The following is a 20947-nucleotide window of genomic DNA, read 5'->3' on the forward strand; positions in this document are numbered from 1 at the left end:
GTGAACAGTTGCCATGCTTAGCCAGCGTTAACCGCAATCTTAGGCGGCTTAATACCGTGTTTACGGAACTCTTTCATTACGCGCAGCGTAATATCGGTTTCAAACAGTTTCTCATAAGCGGTATCCACCACATAAGCCTTACAGGTGAGCTGAATGGCTAAGTAGTTGTCCGCCATAGTCTGTTTAACAAGAACCGTAACAGGCTTAGGCAGGTGGATGTAACGGCTTGATGACGCAGCTTCCTGGATTAGGTCGCGGGCGAGGGTGATATCCTCATCCATGCTGACATAAAACGGAATCACTACCTGCATGTCTAGCGCGCCATAGTTGCCACTCACCACCACTTCATTCAAGAATTTGTTGTTTGGGATAGTAATGATGTCATCGTTCAACGTACGCATACGCACAGAACGCAAACCGATAGTAATGATATCGCCATAGTTTCCTTCAAACGTGACACGGTCACCAACTTGGAACGGACGGTCAACCATTACCGTAATACCCGCGATAAATGATGCCGCAAGGTCTTTCAGTGCAAAACCGACCGAAACTGCAAGCGTACCACCAATAAGCGCAAGGATTTGGTCATTGATACGAAAGCTCATCATAAACACCACCACACCTGTGGTCATGTAGATGAAAAATTGCATAAATGATTGCAGCTTTTGTAGCAGCATTCGGTACTGAACAAATTGGCTACCAAAGCTCTCTACCATTGAGTTGATGAACTTAAGTAGAATCCAAGTGCCGGCGACCACAAACAGTGAGAAGAACACGCCACTCCAGCGGATCAGGCTGGCAATCTTAGAGATGTTCTCTACATTGGCGATCTCTTCTGTTGCCATCGCTGGCAACGAGAACAATGCCAAAAATAGTAAAGTTATTATTGTTTTCATCTTACTTCACCAATAGATGTTGACGGTCAAGAACGTTAGTAATGTGACGGAACCAGTGATCGGACACTCGAGCCTGATCTTCACTCCATTCAATGTAACCTCGGCTTTGGAAGTAGCGCAGGATACCGGTAATTTCCGCAATACTGAGCTGAGTACAATCAGAAAGAATTTCTGGCGACGCAATCTCCAATTGAATAATAGAGCGTAATACTGCCAACATTGGTTTAGGCATGTTTTCCAGCTCTTGCGATTCCGGCACATGGAACAAACGAACCACCGCTTGATCGGTCTCTTTGTTGCGATTAATCGACAAGCGGAAGAAACGTAGTGCCACCGTTGGGTTACCATCTGAGTAGTGCCAAAGAATACGATAGAAGCCAAGCTTAGCGCGCTCTTCTTCACTTAAATCGTCTTGATCCCACTGTTTTGGAACCACCAAGCCTTCAAATGAGAGAGGCTTTTCTAGCTCTTTGTTAATTCGGCTATTAAGTAGTTCAGCGATCTGTTTTTCGTTCCAACGTGGCAGGAAGCACACCAAATCAAACAGCAGGCGTTCACCACGAGCACGATCGACAAAGCGCCAACTCGATTTCACAATCGAGAACACGATGCGGTGATTTTTCTTCGAACGACGCAATAAATTAGTAATGCGCATCAGATCGCTCAAGCCACCAACCATCGGTTTTACTAAGCGGTGCGCATTGTCAATTGCGATCAGGTACGGCGTTTCGCTCTTACGTAGATGAGCCAGAATTTGTATCTCACTCGCTTCTTCATCTAGACCAATACTTAAAGCCAATAGCGACAATAGCTCGGAGTAGCCTGCGTATGGACAGTTTAGATAGATTGGCTCGGCATTTGATACTTTATTGAGCATGGTATTCAAAAGCGTCGTTGCGCCGATTCCTCGCTCACCGGACACCACACAGATAGCTGGGCTATCAGACATTAAGTAGCGTGAAAGTTGTTTAATCTCATCGCTAGCATAACCAATCAGCGTGCTGTCGATATTGCCCGGCAGCACGTAGTCAAAGACTTGTTCGCCTTTAATGCGCACTAGGTTGTGCTGGCATTTATCAATATCAGATTGCTTCGCCACTTCAATACGGAATAGATAAGCCAACGCTTGACTAAACAAAGTCGAACGCGATAGCAGTCCCATCAATTGGTGTTTAGCGCTGTCTAAGCTAAGCCAAACAATACCCAGTGCGGTTGCTGGAATGTTTAATAGCAAGGTGTTTTGACGATTTACCGCCCAGTTTACCCAGACAGGGCGTTCGGTATGACTCGCGAGAGATTCAAATACCTTTTCTCGCCATAGGCGCAATACGGATACAGTAACTAATACGAACCAGAAAAACAGCGCGCTGTAGATCCAACTGTAAATCGTGCCTTTACCCAGTGTACGGATTGAGATCTGTAAGATTACACCGGCAATAATGATGCTCCATACGTAACGACGAATGGTCGATAAGCGCAGGGCAATGACCGCACGAGATGAACTGCGGCTATTGCGGTAAGCAAACTCAAGGATAAAGCTAATCGCGATAGAGCCACCTAATACCCACCAAGTAAAGATTTCCAGTAGGATCAAATGCTGCAAGCTTGGGATCTGCGAAAGCACGCGGAGCGATAGGGTAATCGCGATTAGCCACGCGATAGCGCGGTGAGCACGGCTGATGTACCAAATTAATCTCACCCATAATGGCGGGTTAGATTTGCTTTCTAATTGGCTTACACGGAAGAGATCAATCAGACGTTTGCTGTTTGCTAGCCACCACACTAAACCAAAGTAAATAAACAAGACTTTGGTTGCCGCCCAAATAACTGGAATCGGCGAAATAAAGATTTCAGCAAACAGAGATTTAAAGCTGCGGATTTGGAAGTAAACCAAATACTCAACGTTTAACTTAGTTAACTGCCACTCTTGCTTAAACTGAGTAACGCCATAAGGACCAAAACCCGTCAAACGGTCGCGATTGGCAGGATTGGTTAAATCCAACAACACCTGTTTGCTTTGGTTTAGGCTGGTTAGGGTGAAATAAGCACTCTGAACTTTATTCCACTCTTGATCCGCATTCTTTGCGCGGTAAGCATCAAGATGCTCCGAAAAGCTAGTGATTTGCTCGCGTTGAATACGCAGCACACGCGCCAACAAAAGATTCACTTGTCGCTTATCTTTTGGCGTCATAAATAGGGGTTCCGGTAATTCGGAAATCTGTTGGGCGATTTTAACCGCTTCAGGTGAGCTCTGAGGTTGCGATTGAAAGCCGTACTCGTTAGCCAAGCTCGGCGTTGCAATAAGCAAGCTAGCTAAGACTAATACGCGCAAATAAACGTCGCGTAAGTAATAACGCATAGAACACTCTTAAATTTTAGTTATTTGGATTTATTGTAGTTGTTTTGGCGGAAGTGGTTGTTCCGCGCCCAAGGATGGGCGTCGAATTCTAGAGACTAGATGTTGCGCAATGTCAGGGGAGTGTTAAAAAAACACTATTCGATTGAGCGATTTTTCTGACGGATTAGACGGTTAACCGGAATGGAGATTAAGCTCTAGTTGAACGAACATCTTGACCTTTAAAGCAAAGCAAATGAAAACAACACTTGCAGTAGAGGCGCTTTATCAGTAACGTTGCGCGGTTTTTACCCCTTTATTCATTTTAAGCTAAGGTACAGGTTTTGATCTCTACTGCTAATATCACGCAACAATTTGGCGCGAAGCCACTATTTGAAAATATCTCAGTTAAATTCGGCGAAGGTAACCGTTACGGTCTTATCGGCGCGAATGGCTGTGGTAAGTCAACGTTTATGAAAATTCTTAGTGGCGAGCTTGAGCCGACCAGCGGTAACGTAAGCTACGACCCAAATGAACGTGTTGCAAAGCTAAACCAGGATCAGTTCGCTTACGAGCAGTACACAGTTATCGATACTGTAATCATGGGTTACAAAGAACTGTGGGAAGTAAAGCAAGAGCGTGACCGTATCTACTCTCTAGCTGAAATGAGCGAAGAAGACGGTATGAAGGTTGCCGACCTAGAAGTTCAGTTCGCTGAGATGGACGGTTACATGGCTGAATCTAAAGCGGGTGAACTGCTACTAGCGGTAGGTATTCCACTAGAACAGCACTACGGTCTTATGAGCGAAGTGGCACCAGGCTGGAAACTGCGTGTGCTACTGGCACAGGTTCTATTCGCTGACCCACACATCATGCTACTAGACGAACCAACCAACAACTTGGATATGGACACTATCCGTTGGTTGGAAGAGACGCTAAACCAACGTAACTGCACGATGATCATCATCTCGCACGACCGTCACTTCCTAAACTCAGTATGTACCCACATGGCTGACTTAGACTACGGTGAACTGCGTCTTTACCCTGGTAACTACGACGAGTACATGACTGCGGCGAGCCAAGCACGTGAACGTCTACTTTCTGACAATGCTAAGAAGAAAGCACAAATTGCTGAGCTACAAACATTCGTAGCGCGTTTCTCTGCAAACGCATCAAAAGCAAAACAAGCAACGTCACGTGCGAAACAGATCGATAAGATCCAACTAGACGAAGTAAAAGCATCTAGCCGTCAAAACCCATTTATTCGTTTTGAACAATCTAAAGAGCTATTCCGTAACGCTCTAGAAGTTGAAAACCTAAGCCAAGGTTTTGAAGAAGACTTGTTTGCTAACTTCAATGCAATTTTCGAAGTGGGCGAGCGTGTTGCTATCATCGGTGAGAACGGTGTTGGTAAGACGACACTGCTTAACACACTGGCAGGTGTGCTAGAGCCACGTACAGGCGCATACAAGTGGTCTGAAAACTCTAATATCGGTTACTACGCTCAAGATCACGCACATGATTTTGAAGAAGACTTGAAACTGATGGATTGGATGGGTCAATGGCGCCAAGAAGGCGACGACGAGCAAGTATTACGTAGCTTCCTAGGTCGTATGCTATTTGGTCAAGACGACATTAAGAAGTCAGTAAAAGTACTGTCTGGTGGTGAGCAAGGTCGTATGCTGCTTGGTAAGCTAATGATGCAAAAACCAAATATGCTGCTAATGGACGAACCAACTAACCACATGGATATGGAATCTATCGAATCATTGAACACGGCGTTAGAGCAGTACAAAGGTACGCTATTCTTCGTATCGCATGACCGTGTATTCGTAGACTCACTCGCAACCCGCATCCTAGAAATCCGTGACGGTAAGATCCACGATTTCCGCGGTACATACGCAGAGTTCCTACAAGCGCGCGGTATTCAAGGTTAATTATCTTAGTTAGCTTTTAACAAATTAAGTAACGCACAAATCGAAAGGGCTAGTTTTACGACTAGCCCTTTTTTGTACACGTTGTTTGTATGCGTTGATTGGTAAAGACTAGTAACGGAACTGCGCGACAAGTTGTCCTAGTTTCTGGTTAACATCTTGCACTTGATTGCTGTACTTGACCGAATCTTGCACTTCATTGTAGGTATCGCTTGCCAGAGAGGCGATATGAGTAATATTGCGATCGATTTCTCCCGAAACCATGGACTGTTCTTCTGAAGCCGTTGCAATTTGAGTATTCATATTAAATAGTTCTTCAATTTGCTGGTTAACCGTATCAATCGCCGAGACTACTTGCTGCGTATCTTGCATGGTTGACTCTGCCTGCTGTTGGCTATCCGCCATACGCGACACCGTCGATTGAATTTGATTTGACAGGTTGTTGATTGTCGATTCAATTTGTCTGGTGGAATTATCGGTCTTCATTGAGAGATCACGCACCTCATCAGCAACGACAGCAAATCCTCTGCCATGCTCACCTGCGCGCGCCGCTTCAATCGCTGCGTTAAGCGCTAATAGGTTAGTTTGCTCGGCAATACCTTGGATCGTCGCCATAACGGTATTTATCTCGCGGCTTTGCTCCTCCAATTGCTCTATTAACGTTTGTGAACTAGCTATATCGCTTGCCAGCGTCTCCATACTTGAGCTTGCTTGCTGAGTGATATCTCTCGCTAAGCTTGACGCGTCTTTCATATGTGAGGCACTCACAGCTGCGTGTTCAATGTTAGAGGTGATCTCATTGCTGGTTTGCACCAGTTCATTGATTGCGGTAGCAACAGATTCGGACTCTAGCTTTTGCTGCTCGGCGTTATCCATACTTTTCGATGCCGCTTCTGTACTGAGTTGCGAGCTTTCACTCAACACTTCTTTGGCTGAAGCAACATCTTTAATCAATATATGCAGCTTGGATGTAAAGGTATCAAATGAGTTTGCTAATTGTGCCAATTCATCATTACCAGAGGCATTCATACGCACGGTAAGATCACCATTGCCACTGGCGATATCACGCATCATATTGTTGATATGTGCAATGCGCTTGATGATGCTTCGACCGATGACCATCAGTAGACCAGACAACACCAAAGCTAATAGCGCGCCAAAGATATGCAATTGCATCTTTACTTTGTCTGCCGCAACCAGAATCGCAGCTTCTATATCACCTTGCATAGCAAGGATCTCTTCCTCAGTTTTGTGTACAGCAGAACGAAGTTCACCTCGTAGACCTTCATTAGGTGTCAGCCCGAGCTTGATGTTGGCTTCAAAAAGCGCCACCAGTGAATCTTGGTAGCGATTAAATCCAGTCTGAAGTACATGGACATAACCAAATTGCTGGTAAAAGGTCTGTAATGACTGCGCCAATTCTAGTTCAGTTTGATTAGATGGATAGGCGAGATAGTGGAAATCTTTTTCTAGCAGTTCTGATAACGCTATCTTGGCTTCAAGACTATTGAGCGCGACCACTTCTTCACGTAGTGCACTGCGTGAAGTATTCAAATTATCAATCAGTGAACTACCACTGGTTTTTGAGTCGATAAGCTCAATTTGTGCGACGAGTTGTTCAAATTTATTCCCATATTGTTGTAGCGTTGAGGTAATTACGTTCAGCCTGCCATCAAGCTCTAAGCCATGCTGTTTGATTCGCGTGTCTAAATCGGTCAGGCGATTGGTTAGCTTGCTATAGGTTTGCTCGAATCGTGCTTGGTACTTGGTATCATGGCGAGCGAGGAAATCTTTTTCATGGCGTCTTAGCGTCAGCAAGTCAACTTCAGCTTCAGCATTTTCAACCGAAGCAAGTTCAAGCTCGTGCATGTTGTCGAGACTTTGCTGTTCAAATAAACCATAACAGACAACACCAATGAGAAGGATGATATTAATGGCAAGCAGTTTTGCTTTTATCGTGAGTCGATTAAGTAGACTGGTGTTGCTGGATTGATTATGTAGCGCAAGATGTTCTTGAGACATGGATATCCCCCTAGAGTCTGACGTTTAATGACCGCTTTGGAAATTTTTGTGATCGCGGATATTAAACTAATAGCATTAGGGCGCGTTTTTGCAATGATAGTGTGAAATGAAAAGCCCCTAGATAACTAGGGGCTTTGGGGTTATTCTGCTTGTTCACCTTTGACATCAAAAGTGATTTTCTCTGCGCCAGTAAACACTTGGAAGCGTAAACCTTTAGCGCGCGCAATGGTGGTAATACCAAACTTACGCGCTAAATCTAGCCCCATTTGTGTTACGCCAGAGCGAGAAAGCAATACAGGAATCCCCATCTGTGCGACTTTGATCACCATCTCAGAGGTTAAGCGACCAGTGGTGTAGAAAATCTTATCTTCACCGCTTTCTTCGTTAATCCACATTTCACCGGCGAGAGTATCAACTGCGTTGTGACGACCGACATCTTCGACAAATGACAGCACTTGATCGCCTTTACACACCGCACAGCCATGTACAGCGCCGGCTTTTTTGTAGGTATCATTGTAATGAGTCAATGCTTCAAGCGCGGTATAGATTTCTGATTGCTTAAGTGGTGTTTGCGGGACTTGATAATTTTCAAGTTGCTTCATTACATTACCGTACATAGTGCCTTGACCACACCCGGACGTAACGGTTTTCTTTTTGAGCGCGCCTTCAACATGCTCGGTGTTCTCTTTCGTAATGACTGCAGCGCTGCTGGTTTCCCAATCGATAATCACCGACTCAATCGCGTTTGGATCCGATAGGAAACTTTGGTTCTTCAAGTAACCTAAAACCAAAGACTCTGGGCGTGACCCCAAAGTCATTAACGTAACCACTTCTTTCCAGTTCAACATTACCGTAAGAGGGCGCTCACACGCGATCTGTTTGGTAAGCTTTTCGCCGTATTCGTCGTATACCTCAACTTCGATAGTTTGTAATGGATTCTCACTGGTTTTAATTATATTTGGTTTAACCACGTTTATTCCTATTGTTGTTCGTTCATCAGACAAGCGATGAGGGAATGAAGTTACTGTCATCATAATACATTAAACTAGCAATAACCGTTCCTAATCGTTACAGAAATCCTGCTTAGAGATAAAATGCCTATAATTAGGGAATGAAAATTGCTTAACAGAGCGTAAAAGAAACGACTCAAACGAGAATCAAATTCTGAGCATGGTGAATTATGTCTACTATAACGCTTGAAAAAACAGAACAGCATTGGCCGATAGAGTGTGAACTGACGGCAAAAGAAGTGTCTATGGGAAAATGGACGACGATTCAACAGCAACTAACCGGTTTCAATCTTAAACCTGAGCAGCAAAGTGATCGTCTAGTGTTACTGCAACTGCATAAAGACGAGCGTACCGAGTACCGCTTTAATTTAAGCTCACAACAGCCTAAGCTTTTCTTAGTACTGGACACCTTTGACGGTGAAGATAATCCAAAGATCGTGACATTAACGGCTTCTCAGAGCGTTGCATCGCGTTATATGGATGGCGATTATCTCGTACTATCAAATGATATGCCGTTAGCAATTCATGCTTGGATGGAAGCCTTTATAGGGCGTCATGGTGAGCTATTAGAAGTAAGACGTAAAAAACGCGCAGGAGCGGGTCGATCAAATGGTAACTAGTTTTATTAGCCGCTGGTCTAAGCGAAAGTTAGACGAAAAAGCTAAAGAGTTATTGAGTACAGAAGAGACTCAAGTTGCGGTTAAAGCAAATGAAAATAGCGATGAGATAAACGCTGAGCTTTCAACGCCTATTGATGAATCGCAACCAGCGATTGCTGCATCGGAAACTGAGACCGGAGCGATGGCAGCGAATGATGCTGACAAGCCGGAAGAGATGTCGATTGCGAATCTATTGGTTTCAGAAGCAGAGCAAAGTGTTAAGAAAGCGGCACTGCGTAAACTGTTTCTATCAGAAGAGTTTAACGTGCGTGATGGTTTAGATGACTATGACGAAGACTACAGCAATCTTAAGACCCTATCTCAGAGCGTGGCAGAAACCTTGCGTGATTGGGTAAAAGAACAGCCAGAAGAAGCGTCAGAGAAAGAACAAGCTATTGCCGCTGCGCCTGAAGCAGAAGACGCTGAAGTTACGGACAGTGCCACAGATGAAAATACTTCTGTGGCAGACGAGTCGATGGAAGAATCCATTAGCGACAGCCAAGAGCTTAATGTCGAGACTGCCAACGCTGATACTGACGACCTAAATGGGGAAGGTGAGACAAAATATACCACACAATAATTAGGTACATTTTGACTAAATGATTAAGATGCCGATTGCGACAATTTGTCTCAGTCGGCTTTTTTGTCTCGTTAGCTTGCTTTGTTTTTAGTTAAGTTGTTGAAAAGTAAAAATATAAAAGTTGGTACGCCTTTTGCAATACGGCATCTAGATAAATTATCCGGTTGCAAACGGAATAGAGCAATGCTTAAACAACTACTACAAGAAGCAACATCAAACAATGGTAAAGCAAGACTTTACGCGTTTGAAAACACGGTTGAGCTGACTAACCTAATTCCACCAACAGTGAGCTATGAAAGTGGCGGTAACACCTTAATTGTTGGTCCTACAGCGATTATTGAAAGTGCGGCGCAACAACTAGAGCAGATGAACAGCCTAACTCTTCTATCAACTGATGGTGAGAAGGGGACACACGCAAATCTTTACTTTGCGAATGCAGTTGAAGTATCAGGTTTTCTCGGTGCTTTCGAAGTTCAAACAGTCAATAACTTAATTCGCAGTAACCTAGCAGAAGTGGCAATTGGTCATGATTGTTTTGATGTCGTACTCGATCTATGTCTGAACAGCTGCATGACTGAAGAAGTGCCTGTACCAGGTTATTACCCAGTTGGTCGCGGTTATCCAAAATTGGCTGATGCTCTAGAAGAAATTCCGACTCTGATGGGCACATTTGATAAGCCAAAATTCTTCCGTTTAAATACAGATTTGTGTGCGCATAGCTCTCGTGGCGTTAAAGGCTGTGAGCGTTGTGTCGATGCATGTCCTGCTGGCGCACTATCAAGTCAAGGTAGTGATAAAACTGGTCACCGTATCGAGATCAACCCATACCTATGTCAAGGTGTCGGTACTTGTGCAACGGCTTGTCCAACAGAAGCGATTCATTACGCACTGCCAAATCCGCAAGATACTCAAAAATTCATTGAGCGTACGCTAGCTAACTATGAGAAAGCGGGCGGTCTAGATCCTATCGTTCTAATTTGTAGCTCTCGTCATGAAAGCTACAACGTGATGGCACTAAAAGCATTACCAGACAATGTTATTCCTGTGGTGGTGGAAGAGCTGCCATCAGTAGGCATTGATACTTGGTTTGCAGCGCTGGTTAATGGCGCGACTCAAGTGCTTTTTGCTGCTAGCCGTTTTATGCCAGCAACGATTATCCGCATTTTGAATAACGAAGTGGCGATTGCTCAAGAGCTATTAAGTCAACTTGGTATCCAAAAAGAGTGCATCGATATCCTTTACCTAGAATCATTACGTGAAGGTCCTCCAACACTATGTACAGATTCATTTGATCTTGCGCTTGGTGATCTTGAAGGTAACAAACGTCAACGTTTGTTTACTGCTCTAGATGCACTAGCTATTTCACGTATTCCGGTTGAGAACGCGGTAGAACTCGCGACTAACGCGCCATACGGTAATGTGGAATGCCAATCGAATGATTGTACGCTTTGTATGAGTTGTGTGGCGGTTTGTCCAACACGTGCACTGCATACCGATGGTGAATCACCTTCATTGAAGTTTGTTGAACAAGATTGTGTTCAATGTGGTTTATGTGTGAAAGCGTGTCCGGAAAAGGTTCTAACGCTAACACCACGCATGAACTGGGATAAAGATTCTCGTCAAAACGCTCGCGTAATTCATGAAGAAAAAGCAGCGGAATGTATCCGTTGTCACAAACCTTTCGCACCACAGTCTATGATTGATATGTTGCAATCTAAGTTACGCGGTCACTCTCACTTCTCTGATGAAGCCGCGATTAACCGTATTGCAATGTGTGAAGATTGCCGTGTTATCGACATGTTCGAAGCAATGGCTGATGACCCAATGAAACAACTGAAATACTAGGAGTCAGGTGTGGAAAACAATAACGAACAAGCGACACTGCGCCAAGATATCTATTTACTTCTGGCTTCTCTGTTTCGCCAATTGCCTTCACAAGACCTCGTTGCTTTTCTTGCCGACTTGGAAATTGAGTCTGCAGAAAGCGCAATGCAACAAGCTTGGCAAGCATTAAAAGTCGCGGCTCAAGAAAGTGAGCCAGAAGCGCTAGAAGATGAATTCCAAGACTTATTTATTGGTATTGGTCGTGGTGAAGTGGTTCCATTTGGCTCTTGGCATATGGCTGGTGCACTGATGGAAAAACCTCTGGCAGAGATCCGCAACGATCTAGAGATCCTCGGTTTCGAGCGTGAAGAGAACGTTAAAGAGCCAGAAGATCATATTTCAGCGCTATGCGAAGTGATGGCGATGCTAACTAGCGAGCAAGAGTGCACCCAACAAGTGTTTTTCAATAAACACATTGCACCTTGGTACGAGTCACTAGCGAAGCAGATCGAACAAGCACAACACGCAAAGTTTTATTTGGCAGTTGCTCAGTTGTTACGTGCTTTTGGCACGGTAGAGCAGGTGCAATTTAGTCAAAACATTAAGAGTAAAACCCATTTAAAAATTGATGTGAAAAACGTAACTGAGTACGAGTAATAGCATCGATAAGAGGGGCGTTAAGCCTCCACAACACTACCTTAAGAGGGTAAGGAAGCAACCATGAAAGATAATAATGAAATAAACACAAGCCGCAGGGATCTCCTGAAAGGCTTAACAACTGCTGCCGTTGCTGGTGCAGTTGTCGCTGGGACAAGCAAAGTGGCAACCGCTGCAGAAACTGCAGAAATTAAACCTGACGTAAAGAAGACTGGCTATCGTGAAACTCAGCACATTCGCGATTACTACGACACACTGTAACTAGGAGCATTACGCATGAAATTAGTGAAACGCTCTGATTCAGTGAGCAAAGAGCAAAACCAACTTGGTGTTTCTCGTCGTACATTTATGAAAAACTCTTCACTAGCTGCTGGTGGCGCGGTTGTAGGTGCAAGCCTATTCGCTCCTGGCATGATGAAGAAAGCACAAGCTAAACCTGTTGATCCAGATGCAAAGACAGAAGTAAAACGTACTATCTGTTCACACTGTTCTGTAGGTTGTGGTATCTACGCTGAAGTGCAACAAGGTGTTTGGACTGGTCAAGAGCCAGCATTCGATCACCCGTTCAATGCTGGTGGTCACTGTGCAAAAGGTGCAGCACTGCGTGAACACGGTCACGGTGAGCGTCGTCTTAAGTACCCAATGAAGCTTGAAAACGGTAAGTGGAAGAAGCTTTCTTGGGATCAAGCGCTAGAAGAGATCAGTAAGAAAACACTAGAGATCCGTGAACAATCGGGTCCTGATGCGGTTTACTTCCTAGGTAGTGCTAAGCACAACAACGAGCAGGCATACCTGTATCGTAAAATGGCGTCGCTATGGGGTACCAACAACGTTGACCACCAAGCACGTATCTGTCACTCAACCACAGTAGCCGGTGTAGCAAACACTTGGGGTTACGGTGCGATGACAAACTCTTTCAACGATATGCACAACTGTAAATCGATGCTATTTATCGGCTCGAACCCAGCAGAAGCTCACCCTGTAGCAATGCAGCATATCCTTATCGCGAAAGAGAAGAGCAACTGTAAGATCGTAGTAGCAGACCCTCGTCGTACTCGTACAGCGGCTAAAGCGGATCATTACGTATCACTACGTCCAGGTTCAGACGTTGCGTTTATCTGGGGTGTACTATGGCACGTATTCGCGAATAACTGGGAAGACAAAGAGTTTATCCAACAACGCGTATTCGGTATGGATGAAATCCGTGCAGAAGTAGCGAAATGGAACCCAGCAGAAGTTGAACGCGTAACTGGCGTAAGCGAAGCAGACGTGTACCACACGGCTAAACTTCTTTCTGAACATCGCCCAGGCTGTGTTGTATGGTGTATGGGTGGTACTCAACATACTACTGGTAACAACAACACACGTGCTTACTGTGTACTTGAGCTTGCGCTAGGTAACATGGGTAAATCTGGCGGCGGTGCAAACATTTTCCGTGGTCACGATAACGTACAAGGTGCAACTGACCTTGGCGTACTATCTGATACGCTACCTGGTTACTACGGTCTTTCTGAAGGTGCATGGCGTCACTGGTCGAAAGTTTGGGACGTAGATTTTGATTGGGTTCAAAACCGTTTCGACAACAATGAATACGGCGGTCAAAAACCAATGCACAGTGCAGGTATTCCTGTATCTCGCTGGGTTGATGGTGTTCTTGAAGACAAAGACAAGATCCGTCAGCGTGAAAACATTCGCGCAATGTTCTACTGGGGTCACGCAGTAAACTCTCAGACTCGTGGTCCTGAGATGAAGAAAGCGATGCAAAAGCTGGATATGATGGTTATCGTTGACCCATACCCAACAGTTGCAGCGGTAATGAACGACCGTACAGACGGCGTATACCTGCTTCCAGCAACCACTCAGTTTGAAACTCACGGTAGTGTAACCGCATCTAACCGCTCAATTCAGTGGCGTGATCAGGTTATCCAACCGCTATTTGATTCAAAACCTGACCATGAAATCATCTACCTACTTTCACAAAAACTAGGTATTGCTGATCAACTGTTCAAAAACATCAAAGTTGAAAACAACCAGCCTGTAATCGAAGACATTACACGCGAATTCAACAAAGGTATGTGGACAATCGGTTACACAGGTCAAAGCCCTGAGCGTCTAAAAGAGCACCAACAAAACTGGCACACATTCCACAAGACAACGCTTGAAGCGGAAGGTGGCCCTGCAAACGGTGAAACTTACGGTCTGCCTTGGCCATGTTGGGGTACGCCTGAGATGAAACACCCAGGTACTCACATCCTTTACGATACGTCTAAGACGGTTGCTGAGGGTGGCGGTAACTTCCGTACTCGTTTCGGTGTTGAATTTGAAGGTCAAAGCCTACTGGCTGAAGACAGCTACTCAAAAGGCTGTGAGATCCAAGATGGTTACCCAGAGTTCACTGACAAGCTGCTAAAACAACTTGGTTGGTGGGATGACTTAACGGCTGAAGAAAAAGCAGCAGCTGAAGGCAAAAACTGGAAGACTGACCTTTCAGGTGGTATCCAACGTGTTGCGATTAAACACGGTTGTATCCCATTTGGTAACGGTAAAGCACGCGCGATCGTTTGGACTTTCCCAGACCGCGTACCACTACACCGTGAGCCACTGTACACACCACGTCGCGATCTTGTTGCTGATTACCCAACTTGGGATGACAAAGAAGCGATCTTCCGTGTACCAACTTTGTACAAGTCAATTCAGAAAGAAGATAAGTCAGGTGAATACCCAATTATCCTAACTTCTGGTCGTCTGGTTGAATACGAAGGTGGTGGTGAAGAGACACGTTCAAACCCATGGCTTGCTGAACTGCAACAAGAGATGTTTGTAGAAGTGAACCCTAAAGACGCTAATGATCTTGGCTTTAAAGATGGTGATGACGTTTGGGTTGAAGGTGCAGAGAAAGGTCGCATCAAGGTTAAAGCGATGGTTACTCGTCGTGTTAAACCAGGTCTTGCGTTCATTCCATTCCACTTTGGCGGTAAGTTCGAAGGTGAAGATCTTCGTCACAAGTACCCAGAAGGTACTGACCCATACGTGATTGGTGAAGCAGCGAACACTGCAACCACTTACGGTTACGACCCTGTTACTTTGATGCAGGAAACTAAAGTAACCCTATGTAACATTCGTAAAGCGTAAGGAGTCAAGAAATGGCACGAATGAAATTCCTATGTGACACCAAACGCTGTATCGAATGTAACGGCTGTGTGACTGCATGTAAAAACGAAAACGACGACGCGCTAGAGTGGGGTATTCAACGCCGCCGCGTAGTAACACTTAACGATGGCGAACCAGGTGAAAACTCAATCTCAGTTGCTTGTATGCACTGTACAGACGCGCCTTGTATGGCGGTTTGTCCTGCAGACTGTTTCGAGCACACTGAAGATGGCATCGTTCTACACAACAAAGATCTATGTATCGGTTGTGGTTACTGTCTATTTGCGTGTCCGTTCGGTGCGCCTCAGTTCCCTAAACAAGCTTCGTTTGGTGAGCGCGGTAAGATGGACAAATGTACATTCTGTGCAGGTGGTCCGAACACTGAACCAGGCTCAGTAGAAGAGCGTGAGAAGTACGGTGCTAACCGTATTGCAGAAGGTAAACTACCTATGTGTGCTTCTCTATGTTCAACTAAAGCACTACTAGCTGGTGATGCAGAGAAAGTATCAGACATCTTCCGTCAACGTGTGGTTCAGCGTGGTGCTGAAAACGCGGGTTGGACAAATGGTGAAGATCTGTCTTTCGACGCAACAAAAAGCTAAGGTTTGGAGAGAGATATGACACATCTGTTTAAACGTCTCTCTCTTGCAGTGCTGCCATTTTTGGCAGCACTGGCAATGGCTCTTTCACTGCCAGCGGCAGCGCAAGAGTCAGTGCCAACTGCACAGAAAGAGATGGCGCAGCTTGCTGGTACACAATTCTGGAAAGAAGTACGTGAAGGTGAGTCTGGCTATACAACGTCTAAGTTCCCAGAGCACGGTGTTCTTATTAGTACACCAGGCGAGACTTGGTTTGTACTAAAAGAGAAATGGATGTCTCCGGCTGGTGCAGTAGCGATCTTCGGTAGTATCGCGATGGTTATCATGGCGTACGTATTTGTTGGCCCGCTAATGCTGAGCAAACCACGTACCGGTAAGAAGATGAAGCGTTGGTCTCGCTGGGACCGCGCGTTGCACTGGAGCATGGCGTTTACATTCCTGACGCTTGCGTTCAGTGGTCTGATGCTGGTTTATGGTAAGCACTTCTTAAAGCCTTATGTTCCAAGTGAGTTCTGGGGTTTTGTGATCATGCTAGCCAAGCAATACCACAACTACGTAGGTCCATTGTTCTTTGTTTTACTTACTTTTGTTCTGCTGAAGTGGTGGCGCAAGTCTATCCCTAACATGACTGACGTTCGTTGGTTTATGAAAATGGGTGGTATGGTTGGTAAGCACAAGGGTACGCATCCTTCTGCAGGTTTCTCTAACGGTGGTGAAAAAGCGATTTATTGGTTGCTAATCGGTTTTGGTGCTATCGCTGCGGTAAGTGGCTTGATCCTTGACTTCCCAATCTTTGGTCAAACACGTCGCGACATGGAAATCTCTAACTTAGTGCACATGTTCTCTGCACTGATCCTGATCTGTGGTTTCATTTTCCACATCTATATCGGTCTATTCGGTATGGAAGGTGCACTTGAAGGTATGGTAACTGGTGAAGTTGACGAGACTTGGGCAAAAGAACACCACGACTTGTGGTATGAAGAAGTTAAAGCAAAAGAAGCGATGGGCGAGGCTGAGCCGAGCGAAACAGTGCAAAAAGGAGTAAAAGCTGATGAACAAACCTCATAATGGTATTTGGGTTGCGTACATCCTAAGCTGCTTTACGCCTTTCACGTTCCTTATTTCTGGCGTGCTTGCGATTATCTACGCAGGTTATCGCTTAGATAAAGGTGAAGATGGTGAAGTAATTAACTCGCATTACTACGGGTTGATTCGTACATTTTTCTTGTACTTAACTTTCTTTGTCGTGCTTATCGTAACGGTAGCAACGACCAATGGTGTATTAGAGGGTATCGAACGTTACTGGTTCCACAATACACTGCTGGATAAAATCGCTTACTCAATCCCAGTAATTGGTGGCGTGTTTGCGATTTTAGCAATCCTTGTGTGGTTTGTTCGTATGTTCCAAGGCATGCAACAGCTTAAAGCAAATAAACCGCACCGACCTTCAACAGGTCCAAACCTATAATTTAAAAGGTCTCTTCGGAGACCTTTTTTGATCCCGTCATTTATCATCATGCACAAACTGTACTGCATGCTCGACGTGCATCAGCGCAGTGCAAATTCCCCATGCTAGTGCAATCAATAGTAGTTCAGGTATTTCACCTAACTGGAAAGTTTACAGATATATTTCATAAATTCAGTTACTTACAATAAATCTGATAAAAGACTTAATTTTGGAACACTCTTTGCTGTGTTAGTCGCTTAATTATTGAATTCACCATAATGGTGAAATAAACGACTAGATGCACAGGATAAGTGCGCTACAACACACGGAGACAATGAATCATGAGTGTAACTGCTAGTCAGGTACATGGAGCTGTACAAACGCTAACTCAAAGCTCTGATACGCTTTTCTTATTACTAGGCGCCATTATGGTTTTTTTGATGCATGCGGGTTTTGCGTTTCTTGAAGTAGGAACGGTGCGCCAAAAGAACCAAGTAAACGCTTTGGTTAAGATTCTTGCTGATTTCGGTATTTCAGCCCTCGCATATTTCTTTATTGGTTATTGGGTTGCTTATGGCGCCAACTTCTTTGCTGATGCCGAGACGCTATCGCAAGGTAATGGCTATGAATTAGTGAAGTTTTTCTTCCTACTCACTTTTGCCGCTGCGATACCTGCTATTGTTTCGGGTGGTATTGCTGAGCGCGCACGTTTCTACCCAATCTTAATCGCGACATTCTTTACCGTAGGTCTTGTTTACCCGTTATTTGAAGGCATGATCTGGAATGGTAATTTTGGCGTTCAAGCATGGTTTGAAGCGCAGTTTGGCGCGGGATTTCATGATTTTGCAGGTTCAGTTGTAGTACATGGCGTAGGTGGCTGGATAGCACTGGTTGCGGTGATTTTCTTAGGCATGCGTAAAGGGCGTATCCGCGCGGGAAAACACACTAACTTTGTGCCGTCAAACATCCCATTTCTTGCGCTCGGTGCATGGATTTTATGTATCGGCTGGTTTGGATTTAACGTGATGTCAGCGCAAAGCCTAAACGGTATCAGTGGCTTAGTCGCGATGAACTCATTGATGGCAATGGTCGGAGGCATTGTCGCCTCACTTATTGCAGGTAAAAATGACCCGGGCTTTATCCATAACGGACCATTAGCTGGGCTTGTCGCTATCTGCGCAGGCTCTGATTTAATGCACCCAATTGGCGCTTTGATTACCGGTGCAATTGCTGGCGTGCTGTTTGTTTATCTATTTACCTATCTACAAAACAAAACCAAAATTGATGATGTACTGGGCGTTTGGCCATTGCATGGCGTTTGCGGAGCTTGGGGCGGAATTGCGGCAGGTATTTTTGGTCAGTCTGCGTTAGGTGGACTCGGTGGAGTAAGTCTTACTGTGCAGGTTATGGGAACTCTGCTTGGTATTTCTGTTGCGCTGATTGGCGCCTTGATTGTGTACGGGGCAATTAACGCTATGATGGGATTAAGGCTCTCTGAAGAAGAAGAATACAACGGCGCAGATTTAACCATTCACCGTATTTCTTCGACCAATGACGACTAAGTTAAGGTAGATTGGCTAATCAAGCGTTCGATTAAAAGCGGCACTAGCCGCTTTTATTAAGACTGATGACTAGCAATTGCCTTTTTTCGCTTGTCCCGGAGGGCAAAATTTATAGTCTTCGTTGTTTTTACTGCCGCCATCTTTGGTGCTCACTTTCACTTCCACGTCATCGATTTCACCTTCAACACGCGTTAGTTGGTAGCCTGCCAGTGTAGTTAGTAATACAACAACTAGAGGCAATCTCAGCATTGCTTTTCCTCTCAATTTTTCATTCTCGTGACCATCATTACGACCATGGTCTAATCCATATTACTACTGTTGTTATTCTTTCGGTGTTAAGCTTGAGTAAAAGAATGACAAGGACAGGTTATGGAATTCCCTTATAGAAATATTGTAGTACTTACAGGTGCAGGTATCTCGGCAGAGTCGGGGATCCAGACATTTCGAACCCAAGATGGTTTGTGGGAAAATCACCGTATAGAAGATGTTGCCACACCGGAAGGCTTTGCTCGTGATCCTGATCTTGTGCAAGATTTTTACAACCAACGTCGTCGTAAACTGCAAGGAGACTCTATCCAACCGAATGCTGCTCACAATGCGTTAGGACGCTTGGAGCAAGAGCTTGATGGTACGGTCACGATTATCACTCAAAACATTGATAATTTGCATGAGCGAGGCGGAAGTGAAAACGTTATTCACATGCACGGTGAACTTCTTAAAGCGCGTTGTAGTGAATCCAATCAAGTGATAGAGCATACCGAAGATATTCAAACCGGTGAACTTTGCCATTGCTGCCAAATGCCCGCACAAATGCGCCCGCATATTGTTTGGTTTGGTGAAATGCCACTGCGTATGGGTGATATTTATGCAGCGATTGAAAAAGCAGATTTGTTTGTCTCTATCGGTACTTCTGGCGTTGTCTATCCAGCAGCGGGATTTGTCCATGATGCGCGTATGCATGGAGCGCACACGATTGAAATCAATTTAGAGCCAAGCGCGGTAGAAAGTGAGTTTAAAGAAAAACGCTACGGCAAGGCGAGTGTGGAAGTGCCAAAACTGGTCGATGAGATCTTAGCGGTAAAAAAGGCTAAATCTGCTTAACCTAAAGCGGCTACCCTTGGGTAGCCGCTTTTCAATTCTAGTAAGTAAGATAAATTATCGTACTTTTAGCTTTTGGAAGTATTCGTCGTAAAGCACGCTTGCTTCACCAACTTCATCTTGCCATTCGCCGCTGTCCATAATCTCTTGTGGTGGGAAGATATTTGGATCGTTAGCAAATTCTTTCGGTAGCAGCTCTAGAGCCGTTTTCACTGGTGTAGGGTAACCAATCTCTAGTGCAATCTTAGCTGCGTTCTCAGGGCGTAGTAGGAAGTCGATCATCTCGTGAGCCGCTTCTACGTTTTTCGCGCCCGCCGGGATTGATAAGCTATCCATCCAGAAAATTGCGCCTTTCTCTGGCCAGATGATGTCGATTTGAGCACCTTCTTGGCGAGCCATGTACGCAGAACCGTTCCATAGCATACCAAGTGATACTTCACCTGCTAGGTATGGGTTCGCTGGGAAATCTGAGTTGAAGACTAATACGTTTGGCATTAGTTTTTTCAGCTCTTCATAAGCAGCTTCGATTTCTTCTGGGTTTGTCGTGTTAGGTGAGTAACCTAGTTTAGACAGCGCAATGTGGAATACTTCGCGAGAATCATCCATTAGCATTAGCTGACCAGCCCACTTGCTATCCCAAAAATCAGACCAGTTTTTCACAGTGTCTTTAGGCAGCATTTCCGAGTTGATACCAATACCTGTCGCACCCCAAATGTATGGGATAGAGTAGTTGTTGTTTGGATCAAAAGGCTTGTTTAGGTAGTTTGGATCTAGATCGGCAAAGTGTGACAATTTCGACTTATCAATTTGTTGGAGCATGCCTTCTTTGCGCATCTTAGATACAAAGTAAGTAGACGGTACTACCAAGTCGTAACCAGTACCTTGAGTTTTCAACTTCGCGTACATGCTCTCATTAGATTCGTACGTTGAGTAGATTACTTTGATACCAGTTTCTTTTGTAAAGTCTTCAAGAACTTCGTTAGGGATGTATTCCGACCAGTTGTAGAAATACAGTTCTTGATCAGCAGCCATCGCTGAAGACGCGAATAAGCCAGCTGCGCATAATGCGCCTGCATAGAATTTACTTTTCATTATATTTCCGTTTTATCTCACCAATTCAGCACATTACCAATCCTGATAATATTCTCTGAGTCAGCATATAAAAGTATAAAAG

At 44.8% G+C, this 20947-nt stretch carries 18 protein-coding genes; 12 read left to right on the forward strand and 6 right to left on the reverse strand.

The window, feature by feature from the left end; genetic code table 11:
- Window positions 1-17 precede the first annotated feature (17 nt).
- Both DPF93_RS01355 and DPF93_RS01360 read right to left on the reverse strand, forming a co-directional pair.
- The gene (locus DPF93_RS01355) at window positions 18-896 is read right to left on the reverse strand and encodes a mechanosensitive ion channel family protein (protein WP_114764421.1); all 879 of its coding nucleotides are present in this window, start codon (window positions 894-896) and stop codon (window positions 18-20) included.
- Between the two features lies 1 nt (window position 897).
- On the reverse strand, window positions 898-3255 hold the full coding sequence (locus tag DPF93_RS01360) for an ATP-binding protein (RefSeq protein ID WP_114764422.1): 2358 nt from the start codon (window positions 3253-3255) through the stop codon (window positions 898-900).
- A 320-nt stretch (window positions 3256-3575) separates the two neighbouring features.
- Here DPF93_RS01360 and DPF93_RS01365 point away from each other — a divergent pair, with 320 nt between their 5' ends.
- A complete protein-coding gene (locus DPF93_RS01365) occupies window positions 3576-5168 on the forward strand; it encodes an ABC-F family ATPase (RefSeq protein ID WP_114764423.1) in 1593 nt (530 codons plus the stop codon).
- A gap of 108 nt (window positions 5169-5276) precedes the next feature.
- Here the strand turns inward: DPF93_RS01365 and DPF93_RS01370 are convergent, their stop codons facing one another.
- Window positions 5277-7187: a methyl-accepting chemotaxis protein gene (locus DPF93_RS01370; protein ID WP_114764424.1), complete on the reverse strand. Its 1911-nt coding sequence runs from the start codon at window positions 7185-7187 to the stop codon at window positions 5277-5279.
- Window positions 7188-7327: 140 nt separating this feature from the next.
- A complete protein-coding gene (locus DPF93_RS01375; RefSeq protein ID WP_114764425.1) occupies window positions 7328-8158 on the reverse strand; it encodes a formate dehydrogenase accessory sulfurtransferase FdhD in 831 nt (276 codons plus the stop codon).
- Between the two features lie 209 nt (window positions 8159-8367).
- Here DPF93_RS01375 and DPF93_RS01380 point away from each other — a divergent pair, with 209 nt between their 5' ends.
- From DPF93_RS01380 to DPF93_RS01425, 10 genes are all read left to right on the forward strand, one after another.
- On the forward strand, window positions 8368-8817 hold the full coding sequence (locus DPF93_RS01380) for a DUF3305 domain-containing protein (RefSeq protein WP_114764426.1): 450 nt from the start codon (window positions 8368-8370) through the stop codon (window positions 8815-8817).
- The gene (locus DPF93_RS01385) at window positions 8807-9436 is read left to right on the forward strand and encodes a DUF3306 domain-containing protein (RefSeq protein ID WP_114764427.1); all 630 of its coding nucleotides are present in this window, start codon (window positions 8807-8809) and stop codon (window positions 9434-9436) included. The genes DPF93_RS01380 and DPF93_RS01385 overlap by 11 nt, the downstream gene beginning before the upstream one ends.
- Window positions 9437-9619: 183 nt before the next feature.
- Window positions 9620-11281, forward strand: a complete 1662-nt coding sequence (locus DPF93_RS01390) for a 4Fe-4S dicluster domain-containing protein (RefSeq protein WP_114764428.1) — start codon at window positions 9620-9622, stop codon at window positions 11279-11281.
- Window positions 11282-11290: 9 nt separating this feature from the next.
- Window positions 11291-11917 carry a TorD/DmsD family molecular chaperone gene (locus DPF93_RS01395; protein ID WP_114764429.1) on the forward strand — a complete coding sequence of 209 codons (627 nt, stop codon included), beginning with the start codon at window positions 11291-11293 and terminating at the stop codon, window positions 11915-11917.
- A 63-nt stretch (window positions 11918-11980) separates the two neighbouring features.
- Complete coding sequence (locus DPF93_RS01400) at window positions 11981-12178, forward strand: twin-arginine translocation signal domain-containing protein (RefSeq protein WP_075647932.1); 198 nt, start codon at window positions 11981-11983, stop codon at window positions 12176-12178.
- A 15-nt stretch (window positions 12179-12193) separates the two neighbouring features.
- The gene (locus tag DPF93_RS01405) at window positions 12194-15049 is read left to right on the forward strand and encodes a formate dehydrogenase subunit alpha (protein ID WP_075647933.1); all 2856 of its coding nucleotides are present in this window, start codon (window positions 12194-12196) and stop codon (window positions 15047-15049) included.
- A gap of 11 nt (window positions 15050-15060) precedes the next feature.
- Window positions 15061-15669 carry a formate dehydrogenase FDH3 subunit beta gene (gene fdh3B, locus DPF93_RS01410; protein WP_075647934.1) on the forward strand — a complete coding sequence of 203 codons (609 nt, stop codon included), beginning with the start codon at window positions 15061-15063 and terminating at the stop codon, window positions 15667-15669.
- Window positions 15670-15684: 15 nt separating this feature from the next.
- Complete coding sequence (locus DPF93_RS01415) at window positions 15685-16734, forward strand: formate dehydrogenase subunit gamma (RefSeq protein WP_075647935.1); 1050 nt, start codon at window positions 15685-15687, stop codon at window positions 16732-16734.
- The gene (locus tag DPF93_RS01420; protein ID WP_114764430.1) at window positions 16718-17134 is read left to right on the forward strand and encodes a hypothetical protein; all 417 of its coding nucleotides are present in this window, start codon (window positions 16718-16720) and stop codon (window positions 17132-17134) included. Before DPF93_RS01415 ends, DPF93_RS01420 begins: the two co-directional genes overlap by 17 nt.
- Window positions 17135-17454: 320 nt before the next feature.
- Complete coding sequence (locus tag DPF93_RS01425; protein WP_114764431.1) at window positions 17455-18675, forward strand: ammonium transporter; 1221 nt, start codon at window positions 17455-17457, stop codon at window positions 18673-18675.
- A gap of 69 nt (window positions 18676-18744) precedes the next feature.
- Here DPF93_RS01425 and DPF93_RS01430 read toward each other — a convergent pair whose 3' ends face one another.
- Window positions 18745-18924 carry a hypothetical protein gene (locus DPF93_RS01430; protein WP_114764432.1) on the reverse strand — a complete coding sequence of 60 codons (180 nt, stop codon included), beginning with the start codon at window positions 18922-18924 and terminating at the stop codon, window positions 18745-18747.
- 120 nt (window positions 18925-19044) lie between these two features.
- Between DPF93_RS01430 and cobB the strand changes: the two genes are divergently transcribed.
- Window positions 19045-19776: a Sir2 family NAD+-dependent deacetylase gene (gene cobB, locus DPF93_RS01435; RefSeq protein WP_114764433.1), complete on the forward strand. Its 732-nt coding sequence runs from the start codon at window positions 19045-19047 to the stop codon at window positions 19774-19776.
- Between the two features lie 54 nt (window positions 19777-19830).
- Here the strand turns inward: cobB and DPF93_RS01440 are convergent, their stop codons facing one another.
- A complete protein-coding gene (locus DPF93_RS01440) occupies window positions 19831-20865 on the reverse strand; it encodes an extracellular solute-binding protein (RefSeq protein ID WP_114764434.1) in 1035 nt (344 codons plus the stop codon).
- Window positions 20866-20947: the final 82 nt, after the last annotated feature.

Origin of the sequence: Vibrio rhodolitus, from assembly GCF_003350325.1 — a bacterium.
Taxonomy (GTDB): Bacteria; Pseudomonadota; Gammaproteobacteria; order Enterobacterales; family Vibrionaceae; genus Vibrio; species Vibrio rhodolitus.

Coding starts and splice junctions, on each gene's coding strand:
- DPF93_RS01355 (WP_114764421.1), bottom strand. CDS start 896: ATGAAAACAATAATAACTTTACTATTTTTGGCATTGTTCTCGTTGCCA.
- DPF93_RS01360 (WP_114764422.1), bottom strand. CDS start 3,255: ATGCGTTATTACTTACGCGACGTTTATTTGCGCGTATTAGTCTTAGCT.
- DPF93_RS01370 (WP_114764424.1), bottom strand. CDS start 7,187: ATGTCTCAAGAACATCTTGCGCTACATAATCAATCCAGCAACACCAGT.
- DPF93_RS01380 (WP_114764426.1), top strand. CDS start 8,368: ATGTCTACTATAACGCTTGAAAAAACAGAACAGCATTGGCCGATAGAG.
- DPF93_RS01385 (WP_114764427.1), top strand. CDS start 8,807: ATGGTAACTAGTTTTATTAGCCGCTGGTCTAAGCGAAAGTTAGACGAA.
- DPF93_RS01390 (WP_114764428.1), top strand. CDS start 9,620: ATGCTTAAACAACTACTACAAGAAGCAACATCAAACAATGGTAAAGCA.
- DPF93_RS01400 (WP_075647932.1), top strand. CDS start 11,981: ATGAAAGATAATAATGAAATAAACACAAGCCGCAGGGATCTCCTGAAA.
- DPF93_RS01405 (WP_075647933.1), top strand. CDS start 12,194: ATGAAATTAGTGAAACGCTCTGATTCAGTGAGCAAAGAGCAAAACCAA.
- fdh3B (WP_075647934.1), top strand. CDS start 15,061: ATGGCACGAATGAAATTCCTATGTGACACCAAACGCTGTATCGAATGT.
- DPF93_RS01415 (WP_075647935.1), top strand. CDS start 15,685: ATGACACATCTGTTTAAACGTCTCTCTCTTGCAGTGCTGCCATTTTTG.
- DPF93_RS01420 (WP_114764430.1), top strand. CDS start 16,718: ATGAACAAACCTCATAATGGTATTTGGGTTGCGTACATCCTAAGCTGC.
- DPF93_RS01425 (WP_114764431.1), top strand. CDS start 17,455: ATGAGTGTAACTGCTAGTCAGGTACATGGAGCTGTACAAACGCTAACT.
- DPF93_RS01430 (WP_114764432.1), bottom strand. CDS start 18,924: ATGCTGAGATTGCCTCTAGTTGTTGTATTACTAACTACACTGGCAGGC.
- cobB (WP_114764433.1), top strand. CDS start 19,045: ATGGAATTCCCTTATAGAAATATTGTAGTACTTACAGGTGCAGGTATC.
- DPF93_RS01440 (WP_114764434.1), bottom strand. CDS start 20,865: ATGAAAAGTAAATTCTATGCAGGCGCATTATGCGCAGCTGGCTTATTC.